Below are 20396 nucleotides of genomic sequence, written 5' to 3'. Positions count from 1 at the left end.
GGGGGCAGGGCATTTCAGTCCTGCTCGGTCCTGTTCGGCTCGGCCCGCCGCGCCGGCCGGGGCCGCACCAGGCGCAGCCACGCCAGCACGAGCAGCACCGCGCCCCCCACGAACGGCAGCACCGCGCCGAACGCCACCGCGATCCAGCGCAGCATCGTCACGAACGCGTCCCAGCCGCCCGCCAGCGCGTCCACGAACCCGGGGTCCTCGTCCTTCTTCTCCGCCTTCTTCACCGGCGTCTCGGAGAGGGAGAGCGTGATGGTGGCCATGCTCGTACGGTCCTTCAGGGACGCCTGCTGGGCCAGCAGCGACTCCAGATCGGCCTCGCGGGAGCTCAGTTCGCCCTCCAGGGCGACCACGTCACTGAGCTTGCTCGCCTGGTCCATCAGCTCGCGGATCCGGGCCACGCTGGCCCGCTGCGACTTGACGCGGCTGTCCACGTCGACGACCTGGTCGGTGACGTCCTGGGCCTTCGCGGTGCGCTTCAGGAGCTTGCCCGTGCCCTCCAGGTCGGCGAGGACGTCGTCGTACCGCTCGACGGGCACGCGCAGGACGACCCGCGTCTCCTCGCTGCCCTCCTCGTCCCGGGTGGTGGTCTCGTCGCCGACATAGCCGCCCGCGTTCTCGGTCGTGGTGCGGGCCGCGTCGAGGGCCTTCGGTACGTCCTTGACCTGCACGGTCAGGGAGGCGGTGCGGATGATGTGGCTCGCGGAGATCTTGGGTGGCGGGGTGGCCTTCGAGCCGGACGCCCGGCCGCTGTCCGCCGCGCCCTCCTGAGCCTGCGCCCCCTCGGCGGCGGCCTTGTCGGAGGAGCTGCCGGCGCCGGTGTCGTTCGCGCCGCTGCACCCCGCGAGGGCGAGGGCGGAGACGAGCAGGAGCCCGGCCAGGGCCTGGGCGGGGCGTCGGACGGAACGTGGTGCGGAGCGTCGTGCGCGCATGCGGGTCTCCCCCGGGGTCGTGACGACTGACGCTTCTTCGACGCCGGGGCGGGCCGGAACGTTGGAGGCGGACGGTCCCGATGCGGTCACGGTCAGGACTCGTGGAGGACACCGGGGGTCCGGCGGGAGTGTCGGTGCGGTCTGAGACAGTGAGGACATGAGCACAACGGGTACGAGCACGAGGCATGTCGTCGTCATCGGAGCCGGGATCGCGGGGCTGGCCGCCGCCCACCGGCTGCTGGAGCGGGGCGCGCGCGTGACCGTGCTGGAGGCGTCCGACCGGGTCGGCGGCAAGCTCCTGCCGGGCGACGTCGCGGGCGTGCGCGTCGACCTGGGCGCCGAGTCGATGCTGGCCCGCAGGCCGGAAGCAGTGGCGTTGGCGCGTGCGGTGGGTCTCGCGGACCGCCTCCAGCCACCGGCCACCGCGACGGCCTCGATCTGGACCCGGGGAGCCCTGCGCCCCATGCCCAAGGGGCATGTGATGGGCGTCCCCGGCACCGCATCGGCGCTGACCGGCGTCCTGTCCGACGAGGGCCTCGCGCGCATCGACCGCGACGCGGACCTGCCGCGCACGGAGGTCGGCGACGACGTGGCGGTGGGGGCGTACGTGGCGGCACGGCTCGGCCGCGAGGTCGTCGACCGTCTCGTGGAACCCCTGCTGGGCGGGGTCTACGCGGGCGACGCCTACCGCATTTCGCTGCGCTCGGCCGTCCCGCAGCTGTTCCAGGCCGCGCGGACGCACGACTCGCTGACGGAGGCGGTCCGCGAGATCCAGGCGAAGGCGGCGGCGAACCAGCAGACCGGGCCCGTCTTCATGGGCATCGCCGGCGGAGTGGGCCGGCTCCCGCTCGCCGTCGCGGAGTCGGTGCGGTCGCGGGGCGGCGAGATCCGGCTGAACAGCCCGGTGCAGGGCCTGCGCCATACCGGCGACGGCTGGGAGGTCCTGGTCGACGACCGCGTCGAGGAGGCCGACGCCGTGGTCGTCGCCGCCCCCGCCCGCGACGCCGCCCGCCTGCTGAGCGACGAGTCCCCCGGGGCCGCCGCCGAACTGCGTACCGTCGAGTACGCCTCCATGGCCCTCGCCACCCTCGCCTACCGCCGCACGGACCTCTCCCTCCCCGAAGGCAGCGGCTTCCTCGTCCCGCCCGTCGACGGGCGCACCATCAAGGCGTCGACGTTCGCCTCGCAGAAGTGGGGCTGGATCGCCGACGAGGACCCCGATGTGATCGTGCTGCGCACCTCTGTGGGGCGGTACGGCGAGACCGAGATCCTCCAGCGTGACGACGCCGGCCTCGTGGACGTCTCCCGGCACGACCTGAAGGCGGCCACGGGCCTCGACGCCACCCCCCTGGAAACCCGCGTCACCCGCTGGACCGATGGCCTGCCCCAGTACCCCGTCGGCCATCACGCGCGCGTGACCCGCATCCGCGAGCACGTGGCCAAGCTCCCCGGACTGGCCGTGTGCGGTGCGGTGTACGACGGTGTCGGCATCCCGGCGTGCATCGCGAGCGCGTACGCGGCGGTGGATCAGCTGGAAGGTGACCTGCGGGCTGTGCAGCAGCTCACTGTCAACCCGGTGCAGAGCCTGCACGGCGGAGCGGGAGAATAGCCCCATGAGTGACGACGCCCCCACCACCGAGTCCGGCAGGATCCCGAACAAGGGCAAGCTGGCCAAGGACCTCAACGAGGTCATCCGCTACACCCTGTGGTCCGTCTTCAAGCTGAAGGACGTGCTGCCCGAGGACCGCGCGGGTTACGCCGACGAGGTCCAGGAGCTGTTCGACCAGCTCGCCGCCAAGGACGTGACCGTCCGCGGCACCTACGACGTGTCCGGCCTGCGCGCCGACGCCGACCTCATGATCTGGTGGCACGCCGAGACCGCCGACCAGCTCCAGGAGGCGTACAACCTCTTCCGCCGGACGAAGCTGGGCCGTGCCCTGGAGCCGGTGTGGTCGAACATGGCGCTGCACCGCCCCGCCGAGTTCAACCGCTCGCACATCCCGGCGTTCCTCGCCGACGAGACGCCCCGCAACTACGTGAGCGTCTACCCCTTCGTGCGCTCCTACGACTGGTACCTGCTGCCCGACGAGGACCGCCGCCGCATGCTCGCCGACCACGGCAAGATGGCCCGCGGCTACCCGGACGTGCGCGCCAACACGGTCGCCTCGTTCTCCCTCGGCGACTACGAGTGGCTCCTGGCCTTCGAGGCCGACGAGCTGTACCGCATCGTCGACCTCATGCGCCACCTGCGTGCCTCCGAGGCCCGGATGCACGTCCGCGAGGAGGTCCCGTTCTACACGGGCCGTCGCAAGGACATCTCCGAGCTGGTCGCGGGCCTCGCCTGATCACCTCCTGATCAGCGCTTCACCGGCTACGGCTTCGGTTCCGGGTGCGGTGCGCAGGTCGCGCGCCGCGCCGGGAGCCGGCCCTCCAGCAGATACGCGTCCAGGTGGCCGTTGACGCAGGGGTTGGGGCCGCCCGCGACGCCGTGCGTGCCGGCGTCCCGTTCGGTCACCAGCACCGAGCCCGCCAGCCGCCGGTTCAGTTCCACTGCGCCGGCGTACGGCGCGGCCGCGTCCCGTTCGGCGGCCAGGATCAGCGTCGGCGGCAGTTCGCCCGGCCCGGTCCGCACGTCCAGCGGCCGCTGCCGGGCCACCGGCCAGAAGGCGCAGGGCAGGTTCGTCCACGCGTTGTCCCAGGTCTCGAAGGGCGCCACGCGCGCGAGGCGCGTGTTGTCGCGGTCCCACACGTTCCAGTCCGTCGGCCAGGGCGCGTCGTTGCACTCCACGGCCGTGTAGACGGCGTTCGAGTTCTCCGCCTCGGCCGCCGACTCCGTGGCCGGCTCCGCCTGCTCGATCAGCGGCTTGGGGTCGCCCTTGAGATACGCCGACAGCGCCTCGGCGCGCGACGGCCAGTAGTCGTCGTAGTACCCGGCCTGAAGGAACGCGCTCTGCAACTGCTTGGGGCCGATCTTCCCCCCGGCCGGCTCGGCGGCCAGCCGCGTCCGCGCCTTCTCGTAGCTGCCCGCCACCGCCTCGGCCGTCGCGCCCAGCCCGTACACGTCGTCGTGCCGGGCGATCCACTCCCGGAAGTCCGCCCAGCGGTCCTCGAAGGCCGCCGACTGGTCGAGGTTGTTGCGGTACCAGATCTGCTCCGGGTCGGGGTTCACCGCCGCGTCGAACACCATGCGGCGTACGTGCGAGGGGAACAGGGCCGCGTACAGCGCCCCGAAGTAGCTGCCGTACGAGGCGCCCATGAACGTCAGCTTCTCCTCGCCCAGCGCGGCGCGCAGGACGTCCAGGTCGCGGGCGTTGTTGAGGGAGGTGTAGTGGCGCAGCGCGCTGCCCGACCGCTTGACGCAGCCGCTCGCGTACGCCTTCGCCTGCGCGATGCGCTGCCGCTTGTAGGACTCCGAGGGGTGGACCGGCGCCGACGAGGGCCCTTTGAAGAGGTTCTTGGGGTCCTGACAGGACAGGGGCGCGGAGCGGCCGACCCCGCGCGGGGCGTATCCGACCAGGTCGTAGGCCGCCGCGATGCGCTTCCACTCCGGGACCGTGCCGATCAGCGGGAAGTACATGCCGGAGCTGCCCGGGCCGCCGGGGTTGTAGACCAGGGCGCCCTTCCGGGGCACCCTGCGCTTGCTGTTGTGCGGATCGCTGTGTGTGGCCGGCACCCGGCTGACGGTGAGCTTGATCTGCTTGCCGTTGGGGCGCGCGTAGTCGAGCGGGACGCTCACCGTGCCGCACCGGACGTTGCTGGGCGCGTCCATCTCCTTGGTGCACGCGCCGAACTTGATGCCGGTCTTGGCAGCCCGCGCGGCGGCCACCACGGTGCCGCTCCGCTCCGCCGCCGCGCCCGGGGCGCCGGAGTTGCCCCCGGCCGGGGGGACGGCGAGGGCGGTCAACAGAAACGACCCGGCGGCCGAATAGACGACGGCTGCTCTCATCGCTGATCCCTTCGGTGCATGATTGCGACAAAAGGGATGGTTCGTTGGGGTGTGGGGGAAGGCAAGCACCGTCTGCCGGTGTCGGCACCAATGCTCCCGTGCGCCCCCCGGCGGGGCGCATACGCCTCGCCCGTCAGTCGTGCCAGTACTGCGCGCGCTGTTCGAAGGCCGCCCGCAGCTCCGGCTCGCCGATGGCGCGGACGCCGCGCACGGCGACGGAGGTGAGGTACGTACGGTCGTCGCCGGCGCCGCCGGTGCGCTCCGCCAGGGCGCCCAGCAGCCGCTGCCCGGCCGGGGAGGCCCAGCGCGCGTACGGGTGGATTTCGACCCGCGCGATGGCCAGGCAGCTCAGCGTGAGGGCGAGGGGCAGCGCGAACCAGAGGGCGACCAGGGTGCGCGGCATGTCCGACTGGGCGGGCATCAACAGCGCGATGGCGCCCAGCGCCAGGACGGCCAGCGCGGCGGCCCGTACCTGGCGGACCCCTGCCGCCACCGTCGTACGCGCCCCGTCGGGCACCGCCAGCCCCGCGCTCACCAGCCGGTCGGCGAGGGTGCGCACCGCGTCGGCGGCGGCTGCGCCGGCCCGCACGGGGGCGATACGGGACTGCCCCTCGGGCCCGATGGCCCCTATGACGGACCGTTCGATGTCGTCCCGACCGCGCGGATCCACGACGGTCGCCCACCCGGTGTGCGCGAGCAGCAGCCGGCGCTGGCGTGCCATCGACACCAGTGTCAGATCGGCGACCCGCGCGGGGCCGCCGGACAGGAACGCGGCCTCGTACAGCGTCAGATCGTGTGCCCGGCCCGCTTCCGCGTCCCCGTCGATGGTGGCCGCACGGACGGCGGCCAGGCACAGCCGCGTGCACGCCGTAGCGGCCACGGCCCAGGCCAACAGCATGAAGAGGACCCAGAACATGCCGTGTTTCTATGCCAAAGGCACCGGGAGACGCCATGCCCTGTTCACAATCCGGACGGAGTGTTGTCGGTATGTGACGTTCCGCTTGATGGCCGACGTCCGGTGCCAGGGCTCAGGAACTCCCCTCCGGCGGCGGGCTGGAGGCGGCCGGCGGGAGTGAGTAACTCGGGGAGGGAGTCGGCGTCGGCGCCAGCGGGACGGCCGGGGCCGGGTCGGCCGTCGGGCCGGGCGGCGCCGGGGAGTTGGTGATCGGTGGGGTGCTGGTGGCGGCCATGTCCCGGGCCAGGGTGTCGAAGTCGACGTACCCGGTGGCCTCCAGGGCCTTGATGTGGTCCAGCACGGTCGCGTTGGCGTCGTCGGCCAGGTCGCGCACCAGCGAGTTGCGTGTACTGGCCCGTACCTGGGCGACGACCGAGAACACCCTGCCGTGCGCGAGCCGCAGGATGTTGGCGAACCTGCGGTCGTAGTCCGTGCCCTGCGCCGCGTCCAACTCCTTCAGCCAGCCCTGCTGCTGGTCGTTGGGCTCGTTGGGCAGCGCCAGACCCAGCCGCGAGGCGACGTCACGCACCCGCTCGTCCAGGTACGTGTGCCCCTCGACGAGGTGCTGACCGGCCGTCCGTACGGCCTGTGTGGTGCCCTTCTGCTGCGCCTGCCGGCCCGCGGGCAGCTCCCACAGGCCGGCCAGCCGGACCTTCGTGATGAACTCCCGGTCGAGACCGGACAGGGGCCCGTACCGCGTCGACACGGTCTGGGCGTTGAGCACGTCCACGCCGGTACCGGACCGGTCGGCGTACGACCAGATCGGGAAGATCAGCGCGAAGAGGGTCGCCGTCAGACCGGTGATGATGAGTCCGGTACCACTGAATATGCCTCTGCCGTTGATGGGGGGTCGCGGTCGCATGGTGCCTCCTGTTGCGGCACCGCACGCTAATGGGCTTCGGGTGCGGGGTTGGCATATTACTGCGGGGTCTACGCCAACTGCCGTACGGGGGCGAAGGGTTGCATCGGGGATATTGAGGGGCGAATGGTGGAGCTTGGTGGGGTGCATAGCGGGCCGACCGGAGCGAAACGGTCGCCTGGGCGCGATGGCCGGCGTCAGGTGTTAAACCCAGCACACTCCGGGACGCGGCCCCCGGTTTCACCGTCGGCTCAGCGGGCGGCGCAGCACCTCACGTGTCGCGCGGGCGAGCCGTACCCCCGGCCGGGCGGAGCGCGGCGCCGGACCCGACCGCTCCAGCCACCACTCCCGCAGCTCCCGCCGGGTCCGCCCCTCCGTCGGCCGGCCGCCGAGCAGCAACCGCTCCACGAAGTCCAGCGCGTCGCGCCGGTAGCCGCTGGTCATCGGGTGCCGCTGGGCGTAGGCGAGGAACGCGGTCCGGTATCCGCCGCCCAGGATCTCCGGCAGTTCCGGCGCGACCTTCGCCACGGCGTCCGCCCGCTTCCCGGCCAGCGCCCGCGCCTGCACCCCGAGCCGCACCCGGTCGAAGCCCTCCGGCGCGGGCGTCCCGGCGACCAGCGCGGACAGCAGCGCGGCCTGGGCGAGGGCGAGGCGCTGACGGGCGGGGGCGGTGGGGGCGGCGGGGGCGGCGGCGGACCTGGCTCGGGCGGGCGCGGGCTCGCATGCGGGAGCGGCAGGCCCCCGTTCCTTCTCCAGCGCGCCCCGAATCGCCTGCAGCTCCCGCTCCAGCTCCGCCGCCTCGGGGAAGTTCTCGTCCCGCTCCAGCAACACGCCCGGAGGTGAAACCCGGGAGGCGAGGTCGGTCAGGATGTCGAGGACCGGCCCGGGCACGGGGTGGGCGTGACTGTCGTGCCAGACGCCGTCCCGCTCGAAGCCGCCCGCGACATGGACGTAGGCGATGGCCTCCAGCGGGAGCTCGGCGAGCGCCTCGGCCGGGTCCTCGCCGCGGTTGACGTGGTTGGTGTGCAGGTTGGCCACGTCGATGAGGAGCTTCACGCCGGTGCGGTCGGCCAGCTCGTACAGGAACTGTCCCTCGGTCATCTCCTCGCCCGGCCAGGAGATCAGCGCGGCGATGTTCTCGACGGCGAGCGGCACGGGCAGCGCTTCCTGCGCGATGCGGACGTTCTCGCACAGCACGTCGAGGGCGTCCCGGGTGCGCGGGACGGGCAGCAGGTGGCCGGCTTCCAGGCGCGGGGAGGCCGTCAGCGGCCCTCCGGCCCGTACGAACGCGATGTGCTCGGTGACCAGTGGCGAGCCCAGCGCTTCGGCCCGCTCGGCGAGGGCGGTCAGCCGTCCCTCGTCGGGGCGGTCGGCGCCGCCGAGGCCCAGCGAGACGCCGTGCGGGACCACGGTCACCCCTCGCTCGCGCAGCCGCCGCAGCGAGGCGGGGAGATGGCCGGAGCACAGGTTCTCCGCCACGACCTCGACCCACTCGATGCCCGGCATGCGCTCCACGGCGTCGGCGATCTCCGGCCGCCAGCCGATTCCCGTCCCGAGTCGCTCCATGGTGCCCTCCCTCTTCGTGACGGGGGTATGGCCCCGGCACCCTGCCCCGAACCCCGCTCCGCATGCCTTCAGAGCAACATTTGAGGTTCGGGCCGGAGGTGGTGCGCGCGCTTCCGGTCGCGGCCGGCGCCGACGGTGCCACCCGGTCCGGGACGCCCGGGCCAGGCACAGGGGGCAAGGCGCAGGGGGCCGGTCGGGCCGGCGGTGGAGGCGCTCGCGGTGTCGTTGGCGACGGGGGCTGTCAGCCCTTGAGCGCCACCCCGCCGAAGCTGTCCACGTCCCGGCGCTCGTCCGGGCCGGCCGGGCCCGACCGCCACTCCGCGACCGGCACCAGACCCGGCTCAAGGAGCTCGAAACCATCGAAGAAGCGGGCCAGTTGGTCCGGGGTGCGGTTGATCCGCGGGTTGTCGCTCGCCTCGTTCCAGCGCTCGACCATGGCGCGCATCTCCGCCGCGTGGAACATCTCCGTGCTGTCGCAGAACACGAGGTGACTGCCGGCCGGCAGGGCCTCCTTGAGGTGCTCCACCATCGCGTAGGCGCCGTCGTCGGGCACGTGCGCGGCGACGCCCAGCAGCATCAGCGCGACAGGCTTGCCGAAGTCCAGCGTGCTCTCGGCGGCGCGCAGGATGGTCTCCGGCGCGCGCAGATCGGCGTCGATGTAGTCGGTGGCGCCCTCGGGGGTGCTGGTGAGCAGGGCGTGGGCGTGCGACAGCACCACCGGGTCGTGGTCGACGTACACGATCCGTGCCTCGGGGGCGATGCCCTGGGCGACCTCGTGCGTGTTGTCGAGGGTGGGCAGCCCCGTGCCGACATCGAGGAACTGCCGGATCCCGGCCTCCCCGGCGAGGTAGGTGACGGCGCGCTTCAGGAACGCCCGCTGGGCGCGCGCGATGTCGACGATCTCGGGGTTCAGCCGGCGGATCTGGTCGCCGACCTGGCGGTCGATCTCGTAGCAGTCCTTTCCGCCCAGCCAGTAGTTCCAGATGCGCGCCGAGTGCGGCACGCTGCTGTTGATCAGCGGACGGTCGAGCGCCATGACATCTCCCCGGGGTCCGAACGGCCTTGCGTATCCCGCGTGTTGTGCCTCTCACCGTAGCCCCATGATCCGAAACCGGCGACTGCGGGGCGCCACGGCCGGCGGCGCAGGGGCTCATCGTGCTGGGCGACCGCGAGGCATCGCGAATCGGCGACCGCGAGGGTCCCCGGTCCGGCGATCGGGGGGCGCCACGGTCCAGAGATCGCGGGGCGCTCCGCCCGGGCGATCGGGGGGGCGCTGCGGTCCGGCGATCGGGGGGCGCTGCGGTCCGGCGATCGCCGGGCATCACGCTCGGCGACCGCGAGGATCCACGGCCCCGGCCTGGCGGCCGCGAGGCGTCCCGGTCCGCCTACCGGAGGGCAGGATGCTCGGCGACCACCGTGCAGCTGCCCGGCGCGATCTCGGTGAAGCCGGCATCCCGCACCAACGGCAGTCCGCTGCCCACCAGTTCGCGCCAGCGCACGGGGTCCGCCGTGCGCACGGAGAGGGGGAACCCCGCGTCGCGCCAGGCATCCCGCTCCTCGTCCGACAGCTCCCACCAGGCGAGTTGGGCGCCGTGCCCGGCCTGGGCCATCGCCTTGCCCGCCGACATCTCCACCTCGGGGTTCAGCCACAGCACGGGTGTGCCGGCATCGGCCCCGGCCGGCGGTTCCGGGTCGTCGAGGTCGGTGCCGGAGACCTGGAGCTTCGCCAGCTCCTTGGGCCAGCCGTCCAGCGGGACGGGCGGGAAGACCCGTACCTCCGCGGACTTCCCCGTGACCGTGATCCCGGGCAGCGCCTCGGCCCGGCGCCATTCGGAGCCGCGTGCCCGCCGCACGACCTTGCGGATGCGGGCGTCCTGCCAGTCCCGGACCGCCTGGGCCCATGGGCCGTCGCCGGTCGACCGTTCGTCGTTCAGCATCACCAGCACTGCCCGGGCCGCGGTCTCCAGCGCGTCCGTACGGGCGGGCGGCGCGGCCCGCTCGATCCGTACCACCAGCGGCAGGACGAACTGGGGCGCCTGGTCGCGTGCGCTGGGCTCGGACCGGAAAGGGCTGTCATTCACGGGCGTCGGATCATGGCTCACGACACTCAACCTTAAGGGGCACGAGAAGATGCCCCCACGGAACGCGATCCACGGCCGGAGAAGGCGGGCCGCCACTACGGCTTACGCGGGCCCCTGGGCCCTGCGGCGGCGTCGACCTGACCGTCGCCTCGGCGCCCTCGGCTGCCGGGAAGGGCGCCAGCGTCACCGGCAAGTCCACCCTTCTCCGTCTCCTCGCAGGCATCGACGCCCCACCGAGGGCCGCGTCACCGGCCGCCGCCGCACGGCGTACGTCCGCGAGCGCTTCCCCTCGGCGCTGTCCTTCACCCCCTCCGGCCGCGCCGCCGCTCCTGCCGCCGTCCTGTTCGCGGCGGCGGCAATGGCGGTGACCTGCGCGCCGCGCTCACCTCCCGCAGGTCGCCCGCAAGCGCCGGTACCCCGCTCAGTCCGAGCACGGGGTGCACGCACTCCGCGTACGGCGGGCCGTCGGCCTTCGGCGGGCCGGTCGCGTCGATGAGGCAGTACGCGTCGTCGCTGTCGTCGCTGACACGTCCGGCCTCCGAGGGTCACCGCCGCCCGTCGGCGGCCCCGATCAGCTGGGACACCTTCACGAACCGGAAGCCCTTCTTGCGCAACTCGGGCACGATCGTGCGCACGGCCCGCTCGGTCACCGGGGCGGCGCTGCGCGTGCAGTGCATGACGACGACGGACCCCGGCTTCACGCCCTCCAGGACCTGCCGGGCCACGGCGTCGGCGTCCGTCGCGAACGCGTCCCCGCTCACCACGTCCCACTGCACCGCGGTGACTCCGGTGGCGCTCAGCGCGCGCAGCGCCTGCTGGTCATAACAGCCCCCGGGGAAGCGGAAGTACGGCATCGCGTGCGGCACCCCCGCCTTGCGGAAGGCCTCGTAGGTCCGCTCCACCTCCGTCCGCATCCGGTCGTCGGACACGGTCGGCAGGCCGTAGCAGTCGTCGGTGAAGGCGTAGTGGCTGTAGGAGTGGTTGGCGATCTCGAACAGCGGGTCCCGCCCGATCGACCGGGCCTGGAGCGGGTATTCCTCGGCCCATCGCCCCGTCATGAACACGGTGGACGGCACCTTCAGCGCCCGCAGCGTCGCGATCAGCTGCGGATTGTCGAACCGCTCGCCCGCCGCGGCCCGCGGCCCCTCGTCGGCGGTCATGTCGGCGTCGAAGGTCAGCGCGACGGTCTTGTCCGGCGTGCGCGGGCCGTTCTTGAAGACGGGGGTGAGACCGGCGGGGCCGGGCGCGAGGGTCGGCGGCCGGGACATGGTGGCGGAGGGGGCCGGGTGGCCCGACTGCGTGGCGTGGGGGGCGGTCTGGGTGCTGCCGCAGGCGGCGAGGGCGGCGGCGAGGGCGCAGACGGCGGTGGTGCGACGTACGGGAGCGATCACAGACTGATGATATGAGGAGAAAGTATGCAAATCGGACTATATGCTCGCATCTCCGTGTCGAAGTCACCCGGCTGGGTCTCGCATCTACTGAGCCAGCAGCTGTTTCCTGCACTCCGCCACATCGAAGTCCGCCTTCGGGTACTGCGGATCCAGCGCCTCGAGATGCTCCAGGAGCAGCTTGCTGACCGCCCAGTTGCGGTACCACTTGCGGTCGGCCGGGATCACGAACCAGGGCGCGTGCGGCGTCGAGCAGCGCTCCAGGGCGATCCCGTACGCCTCCTGGTACGCGGGCCACAGCGCACGGTCCTCGATGTCGCCGGGGCTGAACTTCCAGTGCTTGTCGGGGTTGTCGAGGCGACTGAGCAGACGGCGGCGCTGCTGGTCGTAGGAGATGTGCAGGAAGCACTTGATCACGGTCACGCCGTCGTCGGTGAGGGACTGCTCGAAGCGGTTGATCTCGTCGTAGCGGTCTTCGAGCTCGGCGGGCGCGGCCAGCTCGCGGACCCGGGCGATCAGGACGTCCTCGTAGTGCGAGCGATCGAAGATGCCGAGCTCGCCCGCGACCGGCAGCGCCTTCTCGACGCGCCAGAGGAAGGAGTGCGCCTGTTCCTCCGGGGTGGGGGCCTTGAACGCGCGGATCCGGCAGCCGGACGGGTTGAACAGGCCGATCACGTGCTTGACCGTGCCGCCCTTGCCGCTGGTGTCCATGCCCTGGAGGACCAGCAGCACCCGGCGGCGGTCGCCGGCCGTGCTCGCCGCCCACAGGCGTTCCTGGAGGCCGGCCAGGCGTTCGCCCATCCGGGCGGTGGCCGCGAGCCCCGCGGCCTTGTCGCCGGGGCCGCCCGGGGTCGCCTCGGCGTCGTACGCGGCCAGGTCGACGCGCCCGTCCCCCCGCACGCGCAGCAGCTCACGGAGGCCGGACGTGTCGCCCGTCCCGGCCGCTTTCCCGGCCTTCGGCTTCGAACCGTTCCCGGCCACGGCGCACCCCTTCCGGTCCTGTCCCTCGATCGTGCGCCGAGCCACCGGGGTGCGCCAGCCGCCGGGGGCGTGCGCTATTTACGCCACGGTCCCGTCACCGCGAAGGTCGTCCCGGGCGTGTAGCAGTTGACGTACATCGTCTCGCCGTCGGGCGAGAAGGTGATGCCGGCGAACTCGCCCCACTCCGGAGCCTGCGGGGTGCCGCCCGCCGGGGTAGCGGCTGGGGCGATCGTCTGGGCGCCGCGGGCCATCGCGTACACCTCGCCCCGCCGGGTCACGCCGAACACGTGCTGGGCGCCGTTGCCGTCCTCGCAGACCATCAGGCCGCCGCTGGGGGCGAGGCAGATGTTGTCCGGGGACTCGCCGGGGAGCTGGACGTCGGTGGCCGGGCCGAAGACGACGACGAGGGTCAGGCGGTGGCGCGCCGGGTCGTAGCGCCAGATCTGGCCGTAGTGGTCGGCCGCCGAGCCGTCCGCGCTGCGGGCGAAGGACGACACGAAGTACACGCAGGTCCCGCCCCAGTAGCACCCCTCCAGCTTCTGGGCATGGGTGATGCCCTTCGGGCCGAAGTCCTGGAGGCGTACGGGGGTTTCGGCGGCGAGCGGGTCCGGTACGTCCACCCACTCGACGCCGTCGAAGGAGGCGCCCGTCTCCTGGATGGGGGACAGGTCGGGTACGCCGGGCACGCGCATCGCCTGCAGGCGGCCACCCGCGCGCAGGGAGCCCACGCCGGCCAGGGGCTTGGCGGGCAGGAAACGGTAGAAGAGGCCGAAGGGCTTGAGGAACGCGTCCTCGGTCTCGTAGACGATGCCGCGCTTCGGGTCGACCGCGATCGCCTCGTGCTGGAAGCGGCCCATCGCGGTCAGCGGTACGGCTCCCGTGCGGTGCGGGTCGGCCGGATCGACCTCGAAGATGAAGCCGTGGTCCTTGGTGTAGCCGTTGGTGCCCGCCTTGTCCTCGGTCTCCTCGCAGGTCAGCCAGGTGCCCCACGGGGTGGGTCCGCCCGCGCAGTTGACGGCGGTACCGGCGATCGCGACCCGCTCGGACAGGACGTCGCCCCGCGTGTCCAGCGTCAGGGCCGTACAGCCGCCCTTTCCGGCCGGGTCGTAGGTGAGACCCTCGACCGTCGGCACGGCGAACTTCGCGGTGGGACGGTTCTCGTGGTTGCGGACCAGGTGGACGCGACCGTGCCGGCCGGCCACGGCGGTCATGCCGTCGTGGTTGGAGGGGACCCGGCCCTCGCCGGAGCGGAGCTCGTCGCCCTCGCGGGAGAGGACCCGGTAGCGGAATCCTTTCGGCAGGTCGAGCAGTCCGTCCGGGTCCGGCACGAGCGGGCCGTAGCCGCTGTTGCCCAGGGGCTGTGCGGCGGCCGTACCCGCGAAGAGTTCGGACAGGGCTCCGGTGAACGCGATGCCCGCTCCCAGGACACCGCTTCGGGCGAGGACTTGACGTCGGGTCGAGGCGCGACCGGTTTCGGCCATGGGGCAGCAACCTTCCTGCTGGCGGACAGGAGACTGTGACCCCGCTGTGTCTATCACTCCACGCGCGTCCCCGGAACCACGCGTGTTGCACGTGTCACTGCTCGACGGGTGGTGGTGGCGGTGGTGGCGGCGGTGCTGCCGACGGCTGCTGCTGGGCCTTCTCGAGGAAACGCAGCAGCTCCACCGGGAAGGGGAGCACGAGTGTGGAGTTCTTCTCGGCGGCCACCGCCACCACCGTCTGCAGCAGTCGCAGTTGCAGCGCGGCGGGCTGGTCGGACATCACCCCGGCGGCCTCCGCCAGCTTCTTGGACGCCTGGAGTTCGGCGTCCGCGTTGATGATCCGGGCCCGCCGCTCGCGGTCGGCCTCGGCCTGCCGGGCCATGGAGCGCTTCATCGTGTCCGGCAGGGACACGTCCTTGATCTCGACGCGGTCGATCTGCACGCCCCAGCCGACGGCCGGACTGTCGATCATCAGCTCCAGGCCCTGGTTGAGCTTCTCCCGGTTGGACAGCAGATCGTCCAGGTCGCTCTTGCCGATGATGGACCGCAGCGAGGTCTGCGCCATCTGGGAGACGGCGAAGCGGTAGTCCTCGACGTTGATGATCGCGGCCGGCGCGTCGACGACCTTGAAGTACACGACCGCGTCGACGCGCACGGTCACGTTGTCGTGGGTGATGCCCTCCTGGGCCGGAATCGGCATCGTCACGATCTGCATGTTGACCTTGCGCAGCCGGTCGACCGCCGGAACCACCATCGTGAACCCCGGCTCACGCACCACACGGATCGCGCGCCCGAGCCGGAAGACCACTCCACGCTCGTACTGTTTGACGACCCGCGCCGCCGCGGCGACGTAGACCACGCCGGCGCAACCGACCGCCGCGGCCGCCGTCAGCAGCTCGTCGAGCATGTCGACCTCCTTCGGCAGAGGCCTGGAATTGCCTGCTCTTGCAACGATATGCCCGGCGTCCGGTCCGGGCCACGCCCCGCGCCCCGGACCGGACGCCGCCCGCGGGTCAGGCCGCGGTCGCCTTCACCGGGTCGGTACCGGCCGAGGTGGGGGCACCTCCCGCTTCGAGCGAAATCGAGAAGTGGGGAAGCCGCTCGGCCCAGCTCTCCAGTGCCGTACGGCAGGCGTGGTCCAGGTGGTGCAGCCCGGACAGGTCCAGCTCGACCGGGCGGTCCTGGGGGAGCGCCTCCAGGCTGTCGAGGATCTTCGGCAGCCGCAGGAAGGTCGCGTTGCCCGACAGGAACGCCTGGACGGGTCCGGCGCCCTTGTCGACGACCTCCAGCCTGACGTGCGAGGCCTCCCAGGCGGTCTTGGCGACGGCCAGCGCGAGACCGATGAGCACACCCTCGAACATGCTGACTGCGACGATCGACACGGCCGTGACCACCAGGATCAGCGCCTCACCGCGGTGCTCGCGCCACAGCCCGGCGATCTGCCGTACGGGGATGAGCTTGGCGCCGGCGTGCACCAGGATGCCCGCGAGGGCGGGGATCGGGATGTAGGCGAGCACGTCCGGCAGCAGCGCGGCGAACAGCAGCAGCCAGAGGCCGTGCAGCACCCGGGACGCCTTCGTCCGGGCGCCCGCCTGGACATTGGCCGCGCTGCGCACGATCACGGCGGTCATCGGCAGCGCGCCGAGCACACCGCACACCGCGTTGCCCGCGCCCTGCGCCATCAGCTCCTTGTCGTAGGCGGTGCGCGGCCCGTCGTGCAGCCGGTCCACGGCCGCCGCGCTGAACAGCGACTCGGCGGACGCGATCAGGGTGAAGGCGACGATCGTGCCGAGCAGGCCGACGTGCGTGAGGTCGCCGAAGGCGCCCAGGGACGGCGGCTGGATCGAGTCGAGCAGGCCCTTCACCTCGACGGTGGCCACCGGCAGGTCGAGGAGCACGGCGGCCAGGGTCGCCAGGCCGACCGCGGCCAGCGGACCGGGGACGGTGCGCACCCGCCGCGGCAGACGCTTCCACAGCACGAGTACGGCGACGGTGCCTGCGCCGAGCGAAAGCGAGGCCAGTGCCGTGGTGCTCCCGACGGCGTCCACGAACGCCCCGGGCAGCCCGGCTATCTTGCCCGGGCCGGACTCCGGGGCCTTGGCGCCGATCACCGAATACAGCTGTCCGGCGATCAGCACCAGTCCGATGCCGGCCAGCATGCCCTCGACGACCGAGACCGAGATGGCCCGGAACCAGCGCCCCAGCTTCAGGGCACCCATGAGTATCTGGAGCGCGCCCGTGGCCAGCACGATCACGCCGAGCGCGGGCAGTCCGAACTCCCGCACGGCCTCGTAGACCAGCACGGTCAGCCCCGCCGCCGGGCCGGACACCTGGAGGCTGCTGCCCCGCATCAGCCCGGTGACGATGCCGCCCACGATGCCGGTGACCAGCCCGAGCTCGGCCGGCACACCGGAGGCGACGGCCACGCCGACGCACAGCGGCAGCGCGACCAGGAAGACGACGAGGGAGGCGGCGAAGTCCTGCTTGAGATGGGGGAACCTGGCCGGGTTCAGGTACTTGGTCATGGCGGCGCTCACAGCGCCTCGAAGGTGTCGGTGTCCGCGCGGTGTTCGCGTACGGCCCCGGTGTGCACCTCGTAGTACCAGCCGCGCAGCCGCAGCCGGCCGTCCGCCAGCCGCTTCTCCACACACGGATAGGAGCGCAGCCGCAGCAGCTGGGCGAGCACGTGGTTCTGCACGGCCCCGGCGACGGTCGGGTCCGCCGGGTCCTCGGCCGCCGGGTCGTCCGCGGCGTGCGCGAGCCAGTCGCGTACGGCGGGCACGGCGTCGAGGTCGTCGCCGCGCACCAGCGCGCCGACGGCACCGCAGTGCGAGTGGCCGCAGACGACGACGTCCTGGACGCCGAGCACCTCCACGGCGTATTCGATGGTGGCCGCCTCCCCGGTGGGGCGGCCGATGGTGTACGGGGGCACGATGTTGCCCGCGGTGCGCAGCTCGAAGAGCTCGCCGGGGCGGGCGCCCGTGATCAGGGCCGGTACGACCCGGGAATCGGAGCAGGTGATGAACAGGACCTGGGGGGACTGACCCTCGGCGAGCTTGGCGAACTCCTCAGGGCGCTGTCCGAACGTACGGGCGTTGTCGATGAGGGGCTGCATGCGTGGTGACTCCTCCTGGCGCGCGGTGGGGCGCGTCGGGCTTGCAGGACAGGGTGGGGGGACTGCGCTGCCTTGCTCAGCAGCGGAAGACCTGAAGTGCTGCCGGAGTGTGCGCTGTCGAGGATCTCGACGAGCGGTGGTACGCGATGCCGGGCTGGGGCTGCCGGTGGGCGGCCGCGGGGTCCCGCACCAGCAGCGGGCGCTCGGGCTCCTGGGGCGCCGAGTCGGCGCCGGCGGTGACGCGGTGGCGGTCGCGGGTACGAAGGGGGCCGACCGGGTCTCCGGACTGAGTGCAGTCGCGGAGGGTGACCACCTCGTCGCGCAGCGCCTTGCCCATGGGTGTGAATCCGGGCTGGGCTTTGGCCTCGGCGTTACGGGCCGTGTGCGCGGGTGCGAAGGAAGTGGTGGGTGCGAAGAAGGGGAGGGCGAGCAGGACGGCGGCGAGGAGCGAAACCATGGCCCGGACCGTCGTACCTCGGAACATGCGCCCCCCTTCCGACAGTTCGCGTCTCTAGTACAGACCAATGCCTGGTCAATGACTGGTCAAGAAACACGTTAACCCTGCAAAGTTGTTTGCAGGGTTAACTCGGCGTTTCGACTCGAAGAGAGCGTGAAAAGCGCGGGTCGCCTGGCGTGAACTGGCCCTTGACCCGGGAAGGGTGATCGACTATCAGGGCTCGACGAGTCGCTTGGCGTCGCGGGCCAGGGCGGTCAGGCGGGATATCGCCCGGAAGTACTTCTTGCGGTAGCCGCCCTTCAGCATCTCCTCGCTGAACAGCCGGTCGAAGGGCTGACCCGAGGCCAGGACGGGCACCTCACGGTCGTAGAGCCGGTCCGCGAGCACGACGAGCCGCAGGGCCGTCGACTGGTCCGGCACCGGGCTCACATCGGTGAGACACACCGCCTTCAGGCCGTCGGTGAGGGCACCGTACCGGCTGGGGTGCACGCGGGCGAGGTGGTCCAGCAGGTGCGGGAAGTCGTCGAGGGAGGCGCCGGGCGTGGCGTACGCCGCCTTCGTCACCTGTTCGTCCGAGTACGGCGCCGGGGCCTCGGGCAGGCCGCGGTGGCGGTAGTCCTCGCCGTCGATGCGCAGCGGGCGGAAGCGGGCGGACAGGCCCTGGATCTCCCGCAGGAAGTCGGCGGCCGCGAACCGGCCCTCGCCGAGCTTGCCCGGCAGGGTGTTGGAGGTGGCGGCGAGCGCGACGCCCGCGTCGACCAGCTTGCCGAGCAGCGTGGACACGAGGACCGTGTCGCCGGGGTCGTCGAGCTCGAACTCGTCGATGCACAGGAGACGGTGGCCGGAGAGGGTCTGCACCGTCTTCTGGAAGCCGAGGGCACCGACCAGGTTCGTCAGCTCGACGAAGGTGCCGAACGCCTTGAGCGCGGGATCGGCCGGGGTGGCGTGCCACAGGGAGGCCAGCAGGTGGGTCTTGCCGACGCCGTAGCCGCCGTCCAGGTAGACACCGCGGGGGCCGGCCGGGGCCTTCGGCGCCCTGGCCTTCCCGAAGCCGAGGAACCCCCGCTTGGCCGCACCGTCGGCGTGCGCCCCGCCGAGCCCGCCGGCGAAGCCCTCGAGGACCCGTACGGCCTCGGTCTGGCTCGGCTGGTTCGGGTCCGGGATGTATGTGCTGAAGCGCACCGAGTCGAACCGCGGCGGCGGCACCATCTCGGCGACCAGCCGGTCCGCGGGGACATGCGGCTCACGGGCGCACAGGGACAGCGGGGCCGCGTCGGCTATCGGGCTGAGACCGGGGGTGGGGGTGGAGGATGACACGGTTCACCACTCTAGGGCCTGTCCGGCGGGCCGAGTCGTGCCGGGGCGACGCCCGCCTTGTGGCGGAGGCGAGCGGGCTCCGGTGCGTGCAGCCGCAGCGCGGAGGAGGGAGCCCAGGTGTCCCGGCGCGCGAGCGAGGTCGAGCGTGGGGGGAGCCGGCGACTGACGACAACCGCCGACGGGGGTCTCGCGCGTGCTGAAGCCGACGGGGGTCTCGCGCGTGCTGAAGCCGACGAGGGTCCCGCGCGTACTGAAGTCGATGGGATCCGCCGTGCGGGCTCAGGCCAGGACCGGGGGAGTACGTGCCGGACCCCGCTTCCCACGGCTCGGTCCGCCGGGCAGTGCCTGGCGCCGTGCCAGACTGCACGACATGCGACGCCTGTTCCCTGTGACCGAAGAGACGGCAGCCCGGGCCTCCGGTGAGGCGCGGAGGGTGCCTGACGCGGGTGCGGTCGGTACCGATCGTGAGTGGAGTCTCGACGAGCTGGCCGCCGCCTATGCCTATCCCGAGGCTGCCCCCGTGCCCGGGGCCGCGTCCGCGGGGCCGCAGCCCTGGCTGCGGGCCAACATGGTCTCCACGCTCGACGGGGCCGCCCAGCACGACGGCCGCTCGCAGCCCATCTCCAACGCGACCGACATGCGGATCTTCGGCACGCTGCGGGGGCTGGCGGACGTGGTGGTGGTAGGTGCAGAAACGGTACGCCAGGAGGGTTACCGGCCGGCACGCGCGCGTGCGGAGTTCGCGGCGCTGCGCGAGGCGGCCGGGCAGGGCCCGGCACCGGCGATCGCGGTGGTCACGGCCGGCCTGGACCTCGACTTCTCGCTCCCGTTGTTCACCGCGCCCGAGGTGCCCACTCTGATCCTCACCGGCGCCGCGGCGGCCCCGGACCGGATCGCGGCCGCCGAGAAGGCCGGGGCCCAGGTGCTGATCGCCGGTGACGGCGTCGGCGTGGACCCGGCCCGTGCCGTACGGGCGCTCGCCGACCGCGGCCACACCCGCCTGCTGACCGAGGGTGGCCCCCGGCTGCTGGGCCAGCTGGTGGCCGCCGGTGTCCTCGACGAGCTGTGTCTGACCGTCGCCCCGATGCTCACCGCAGGTGCCGCGCAGCGCATCGCGGGCGGGCCCTCGGTCGCGGTGCCGCACCGGTTCACACTGGTGTCCCTGTTGGAGGAGGAGGGCTTCCTGTTCAGCCGGTACCGGCGGGGTTGATCCCTATTTGACAACTATTGGTATGAGTGGTTCCGAAAACGGCGGAATCTGTCGTTCGGTTTAGCCCTCGGCGGGCACACTAAATCCGGCAGCACCCGTGCG

18 protein-coding genes are annotated in these 20396 nt (G+C 72.4%); 3 read left to right on the top strand and 15 right to left on the bottom strand.

The window, feature by feature from the left end; all coding sequences use genetic code 11:
- Positions 1–14 precede the first annotated feature (14 nt).
- On the bottom strand, positions 15–938 hold the full coding sequence (locus ACFY16_RS14620) for a DUF4349 domain-containing protein (protein WP_390647462.1): 924 nt from the start codon (positions 936–938) through the stop codon (positions 15–17).
- A gap of 157 nt (positions 939–1095) precedes the next feature.
- On the opposite strand from ACFY16_RS14620, the gene hemG reads away from it, so the two are divergent.
- On the top strand, positions 1096–2547 hold the full coding sequence (gene hemG / locus ACFY16_RS14615) for a protoporphyrinogen oxidase (RefSeq protein ID WP_390647461.1): 1452 nt from the start codon (positions 1096–1098) through the stop codon (positions 2545–2547).
- A gap of 4 nt (positions 2548–2551) precedes the next feature.
- A complete protein-coding gene (gene hemQ / locus ACFY16_RS14610; RefSeq protein ID WP_390647460.1) occupies positions 2552–3283 on the top strand; it encodes a hydrogen peroxide-dependent heme synthase in 732 nt (243 codons plus the stop codon).
- Between the two features lie 26 nt (positions 3284–3309).
- On the opposite strand, the gene ACFY16_RS14605 is transcribed toward hemQ, so the two are convergent.
- The 14 genes from ACFY16_RS14605 to zapE form a co-directional block, all read right to left on the bottom strand.
- On the bottom strand, positions 3310–4884 hold the full coding sequence (locus ACFY16_RS14605; RefSeq protein ID WP_390647459.1) for an alpha/beta hydrolase: 1575 nt from the start codon (positions 4882–4884) through the stop codon (positions 3310–3312).
- Positions 4885–5017: 133 nt separating this feature from the next.
- On the bottom strand, positions 5018–5800 hold the full coding sequence (locus tag ACFY16_RS14600) for a TIGR04222 domain-containing membrane protein (protein WP_390647458.1): 783 nt from the start codon (positions 5798–5800) through the stop codon (positions 5018–5020).
- A 112-nt stretch (positions 5801–5912) separates the two neighbouring features.
- Positions 5913–6701, bottom strand: a complete 789-nt coding sequence (locus ACFY16_RS14595; protein ID WP_390647457.1) for a DUF4142 domain-containing protein — start codon at positions 6699–6701, stop codon at positions 5913–5915.
- 237 nt (positions 6702–6938) lie between these two features.
- Complete coding sequence (locus ACFY16_RS14590; RefSeq protein WP_390647456.1) at positions 6939–8264, bottom strand: DUF692 domain-containing protein; 1326 nt, start codon at positions 8262–8264, stop codon at positions 6939–6941.
- A 241-nt stretch (positions 8265–8505) separates the two neighbouring features.
- A complete protein-coding gene (locus ACFY16_RS14585) occupies positions 8506–9300 on the bottom strand; it encodes an SAM-dependent methyltransferase (protein WP_390647455.1) in 795 nt (264 codons plus the stop codon).
- 349 nt (positions 9301–9649) lie between these two features.
- Positions 9650–10366: a peptidyl-tRNA hydrolase gene (locus ACFY16_RS14580; RefSeq protein WP_390647454.1), complete on the bottom strand. Its 717-nt coding sequence runs from the start codon at positions 10364–10366 to the stop codon at positions 9650–9652.
- A 524-nt stretch (positions 10367–10890) separates the two neighbouring features.
- Entirely contained in the window at positions 10891–11736 is an 846-nt protein-coding gene (locus tag ACFY16_RS14575; protein ID WP_390647453.1) for a polysaccharide deacetylase family protein, read from the bottom strand.
- A gap of 84 nt (positions 11737–11820) precedes the next feature.
- Positions 11821–12714, bottom strand: coding sequence for a PPK2 family polyphosphate kinase (locus ACFY16_RS14570; protein ID WP_390647452.1), 894 nt, complete (start codon positions 12712–12714; stop codon positions 11821–11823).
- 74 nt (positions 12715–12788) lie between these two features.
- On the bottom strand, positions 12789–14195 hold the full coding sequence (locus ACFY16_RS14565) for an alkaline phosphatase PhoX (RefSeq protein ID WP_390647451.1): 1407 nt from the start codon (positions 14193–14195) through the stop codon (positions 12789–12791).
- A gap of 94 nt (positions 14196–14289) precedes the next feature.
- Positions 14290–15102: a slipin family protein gene (locus ACFY16_RS14560; protein ID WP_390647450.1), complete on the bottom strand. Its 813-nt coding sequence runs from the start codon at positions 15100–15102 to the stop codon at positions 14290–14292.
- A gap of 106 nt (positions 15103–15208) precedes the next feature.
- Positions 15209–16720, bottom strand: coding sequence for a SulP family inorganic anion transporter (locus tag ACFY16_RS14555; protein WP_390647449.1), 1512 nt, complete (start codon positions 16718–16720; stop codon positions 15209–15211).
- Between the two features lie 8 nt (positions 16721–16728).
- Positions 16729–17310: a carbonic anhydrase gene (locus ACFY16_RS14550; RefSeq protein WP_390647448.1), complete on the bottom strand. Its 582-nt coding sequence runs from the start codon at positions 17308–17310 to the stop codon at positions 16729–16731.
- A gap of 76 nt (positions 17311–17386) precedes the next feature.
- A complete protein-coding gene (locus ACFY16_RS14545; RefSeq protein WP_390647447.1) occupies positions 17387–17794 on the bottom strand; it encodes a hypothetical protein in 408 nt (135 codons plus the stop codon).
- 186 nt (positions 17795–17980) lie between these two features.
- Positions 17981–19084: a cell division protein ZapE gene (zapE, locus tag ACFY16_RS14540; protein WP_390647446.1), complete on the bottom strand. Its 1104-nt coding sequence runs from the start codon at positions 19082–19084 to the stop codon at positions 17981–17983.
- 370 nt (positions 19085–19454) lie between these two features.
- On the opposite strand from zapE, the gene ACFY16_RS14535 reads away from it, so the two are divergent.
- Positions 19455–20294 (top strand): pyrimidine reductase family protein, encoded by an 840-nt coding sequence (locus ACFY16_RS14535; protein ID WP_390647445.1) that lies wholly within the window; start codon positions 19455–19457, stop codon positions 20292–20294.
- The last annotated feature ends 102 nt before the right edge of the window (positions 20295–20396 follow it).

Source organism: Streptomyces sp. NPDC001315 (genome assembly GCF_042896175.1).
Taxonomy (GTDB): Bacteria; Actinomycetota; Actinomycetes; order Streptomycetales; family Streptomycetaceae; genus Streptomyces.
This window is presented reverse-complemented; position numbering and strand designations above follow the sequence as displayed.

Bases quoted from the DNA above. Each gene is read 5' to 3' on its own strand.
- ACFY16_RS14600 (WP_390647458.1), bottom strand. From the start codon at position 5,800: ATGTTCTGGGTCCTCTTCATGCTGTTGGCCTGGGCCGTGGCCGCTACG.
- ACFY16_RS14585 (WP_390647455.1), bottom strand. From the start codon at position 9,300: ATGGCGCTCGACCGTCCGCTGATCAACAGCAGCGTGCCGCACTCGGCG.
- ACFY16_RS14535 (WP_390647445.1), top strand. From the start codon at position 19,455: ATGCGACGCCTGTTCCCTGTGACCGAAGAGACGGCAGCCCGGGCCTCC.
- hemG (WP_390647461.1), top strand. From the start codon at position 1,096: ATGAGCACAACGGGTACGAGCACGAGGCATGTCGTCGTCATCGGAGCC.
- ACFY16_RS14605 (WP_390647459.1), bottom strand. From the start codon at position 4,884: ATGAGAGCAGCCGTCGTCTATTCGGCCGCCGGGTCGTTTCTGTTGACC.
- ACFY16_RS14595 (WP_390647457.1), bottom strand. From the start codon at position 6,701: ATGCGACCGCGACCCCCCATCAACGGCAGAGGCATATTCAGTGGTACC.
- ACFY16_RS14545 (WP_390647447.1), bottom strand. From the start codon at position 17,794: ATGTTCCGAGGTACGACGGTCCGGGCCATGGTTTCGCTCCTCGCCGCC.
- ACFY16_RS14555 (WP_390647449.1), bottom strand. From the start codon at position 16,720: ATGACCAAGTACCTGAACCCGGCCAGGTTCCCCCATCTCAAGCAGGAC.
- hemQ (WP_390647460.1), top strand. From the start codon at position 2,552: ATGAGTGACGACGCCCCCACCACCGAGTCCGGCAGGATCCCGAACAAG.
- ACFY16_RS14620 (WP_390647462.1), bottom strand. From the start codon at position 938: ATGCGCGCACGACGCTCCGCACCACGTTCCGTCCGACGCCCCGCCCAG.
- ACFY16_RS14560 (WP_390647450.1), bottom strand. From the start codon at position 15,102: ATGCTCGACGAGCTGCTGACGGCGGCCGCGGCGGTCGGTTGCGCCGGC.
- ACFY16_RS14550 (WP_390647448.1), bottom strand. From the start codon at position 17,310: ATGCAGCCCCTCATCGACAACGCCCGTACGTTCGGACAGCGCCCTGAG.
- ACFY16_RS14565 (WP_390647451.1), bottom strand. From the start codon at position 14,195: ATGGCCGAAACCGGTCGCGCCTCGACCCGACGTCAAGTCCTCGCCCGA.
- ACFY16_RS14590 (WP_390647456.1), bottom strand. From the start codon at position 8,264: ATGGAGCGACTCGGGACGGGAATCGGCTGGCGGCCGGAGATCGCCGAC.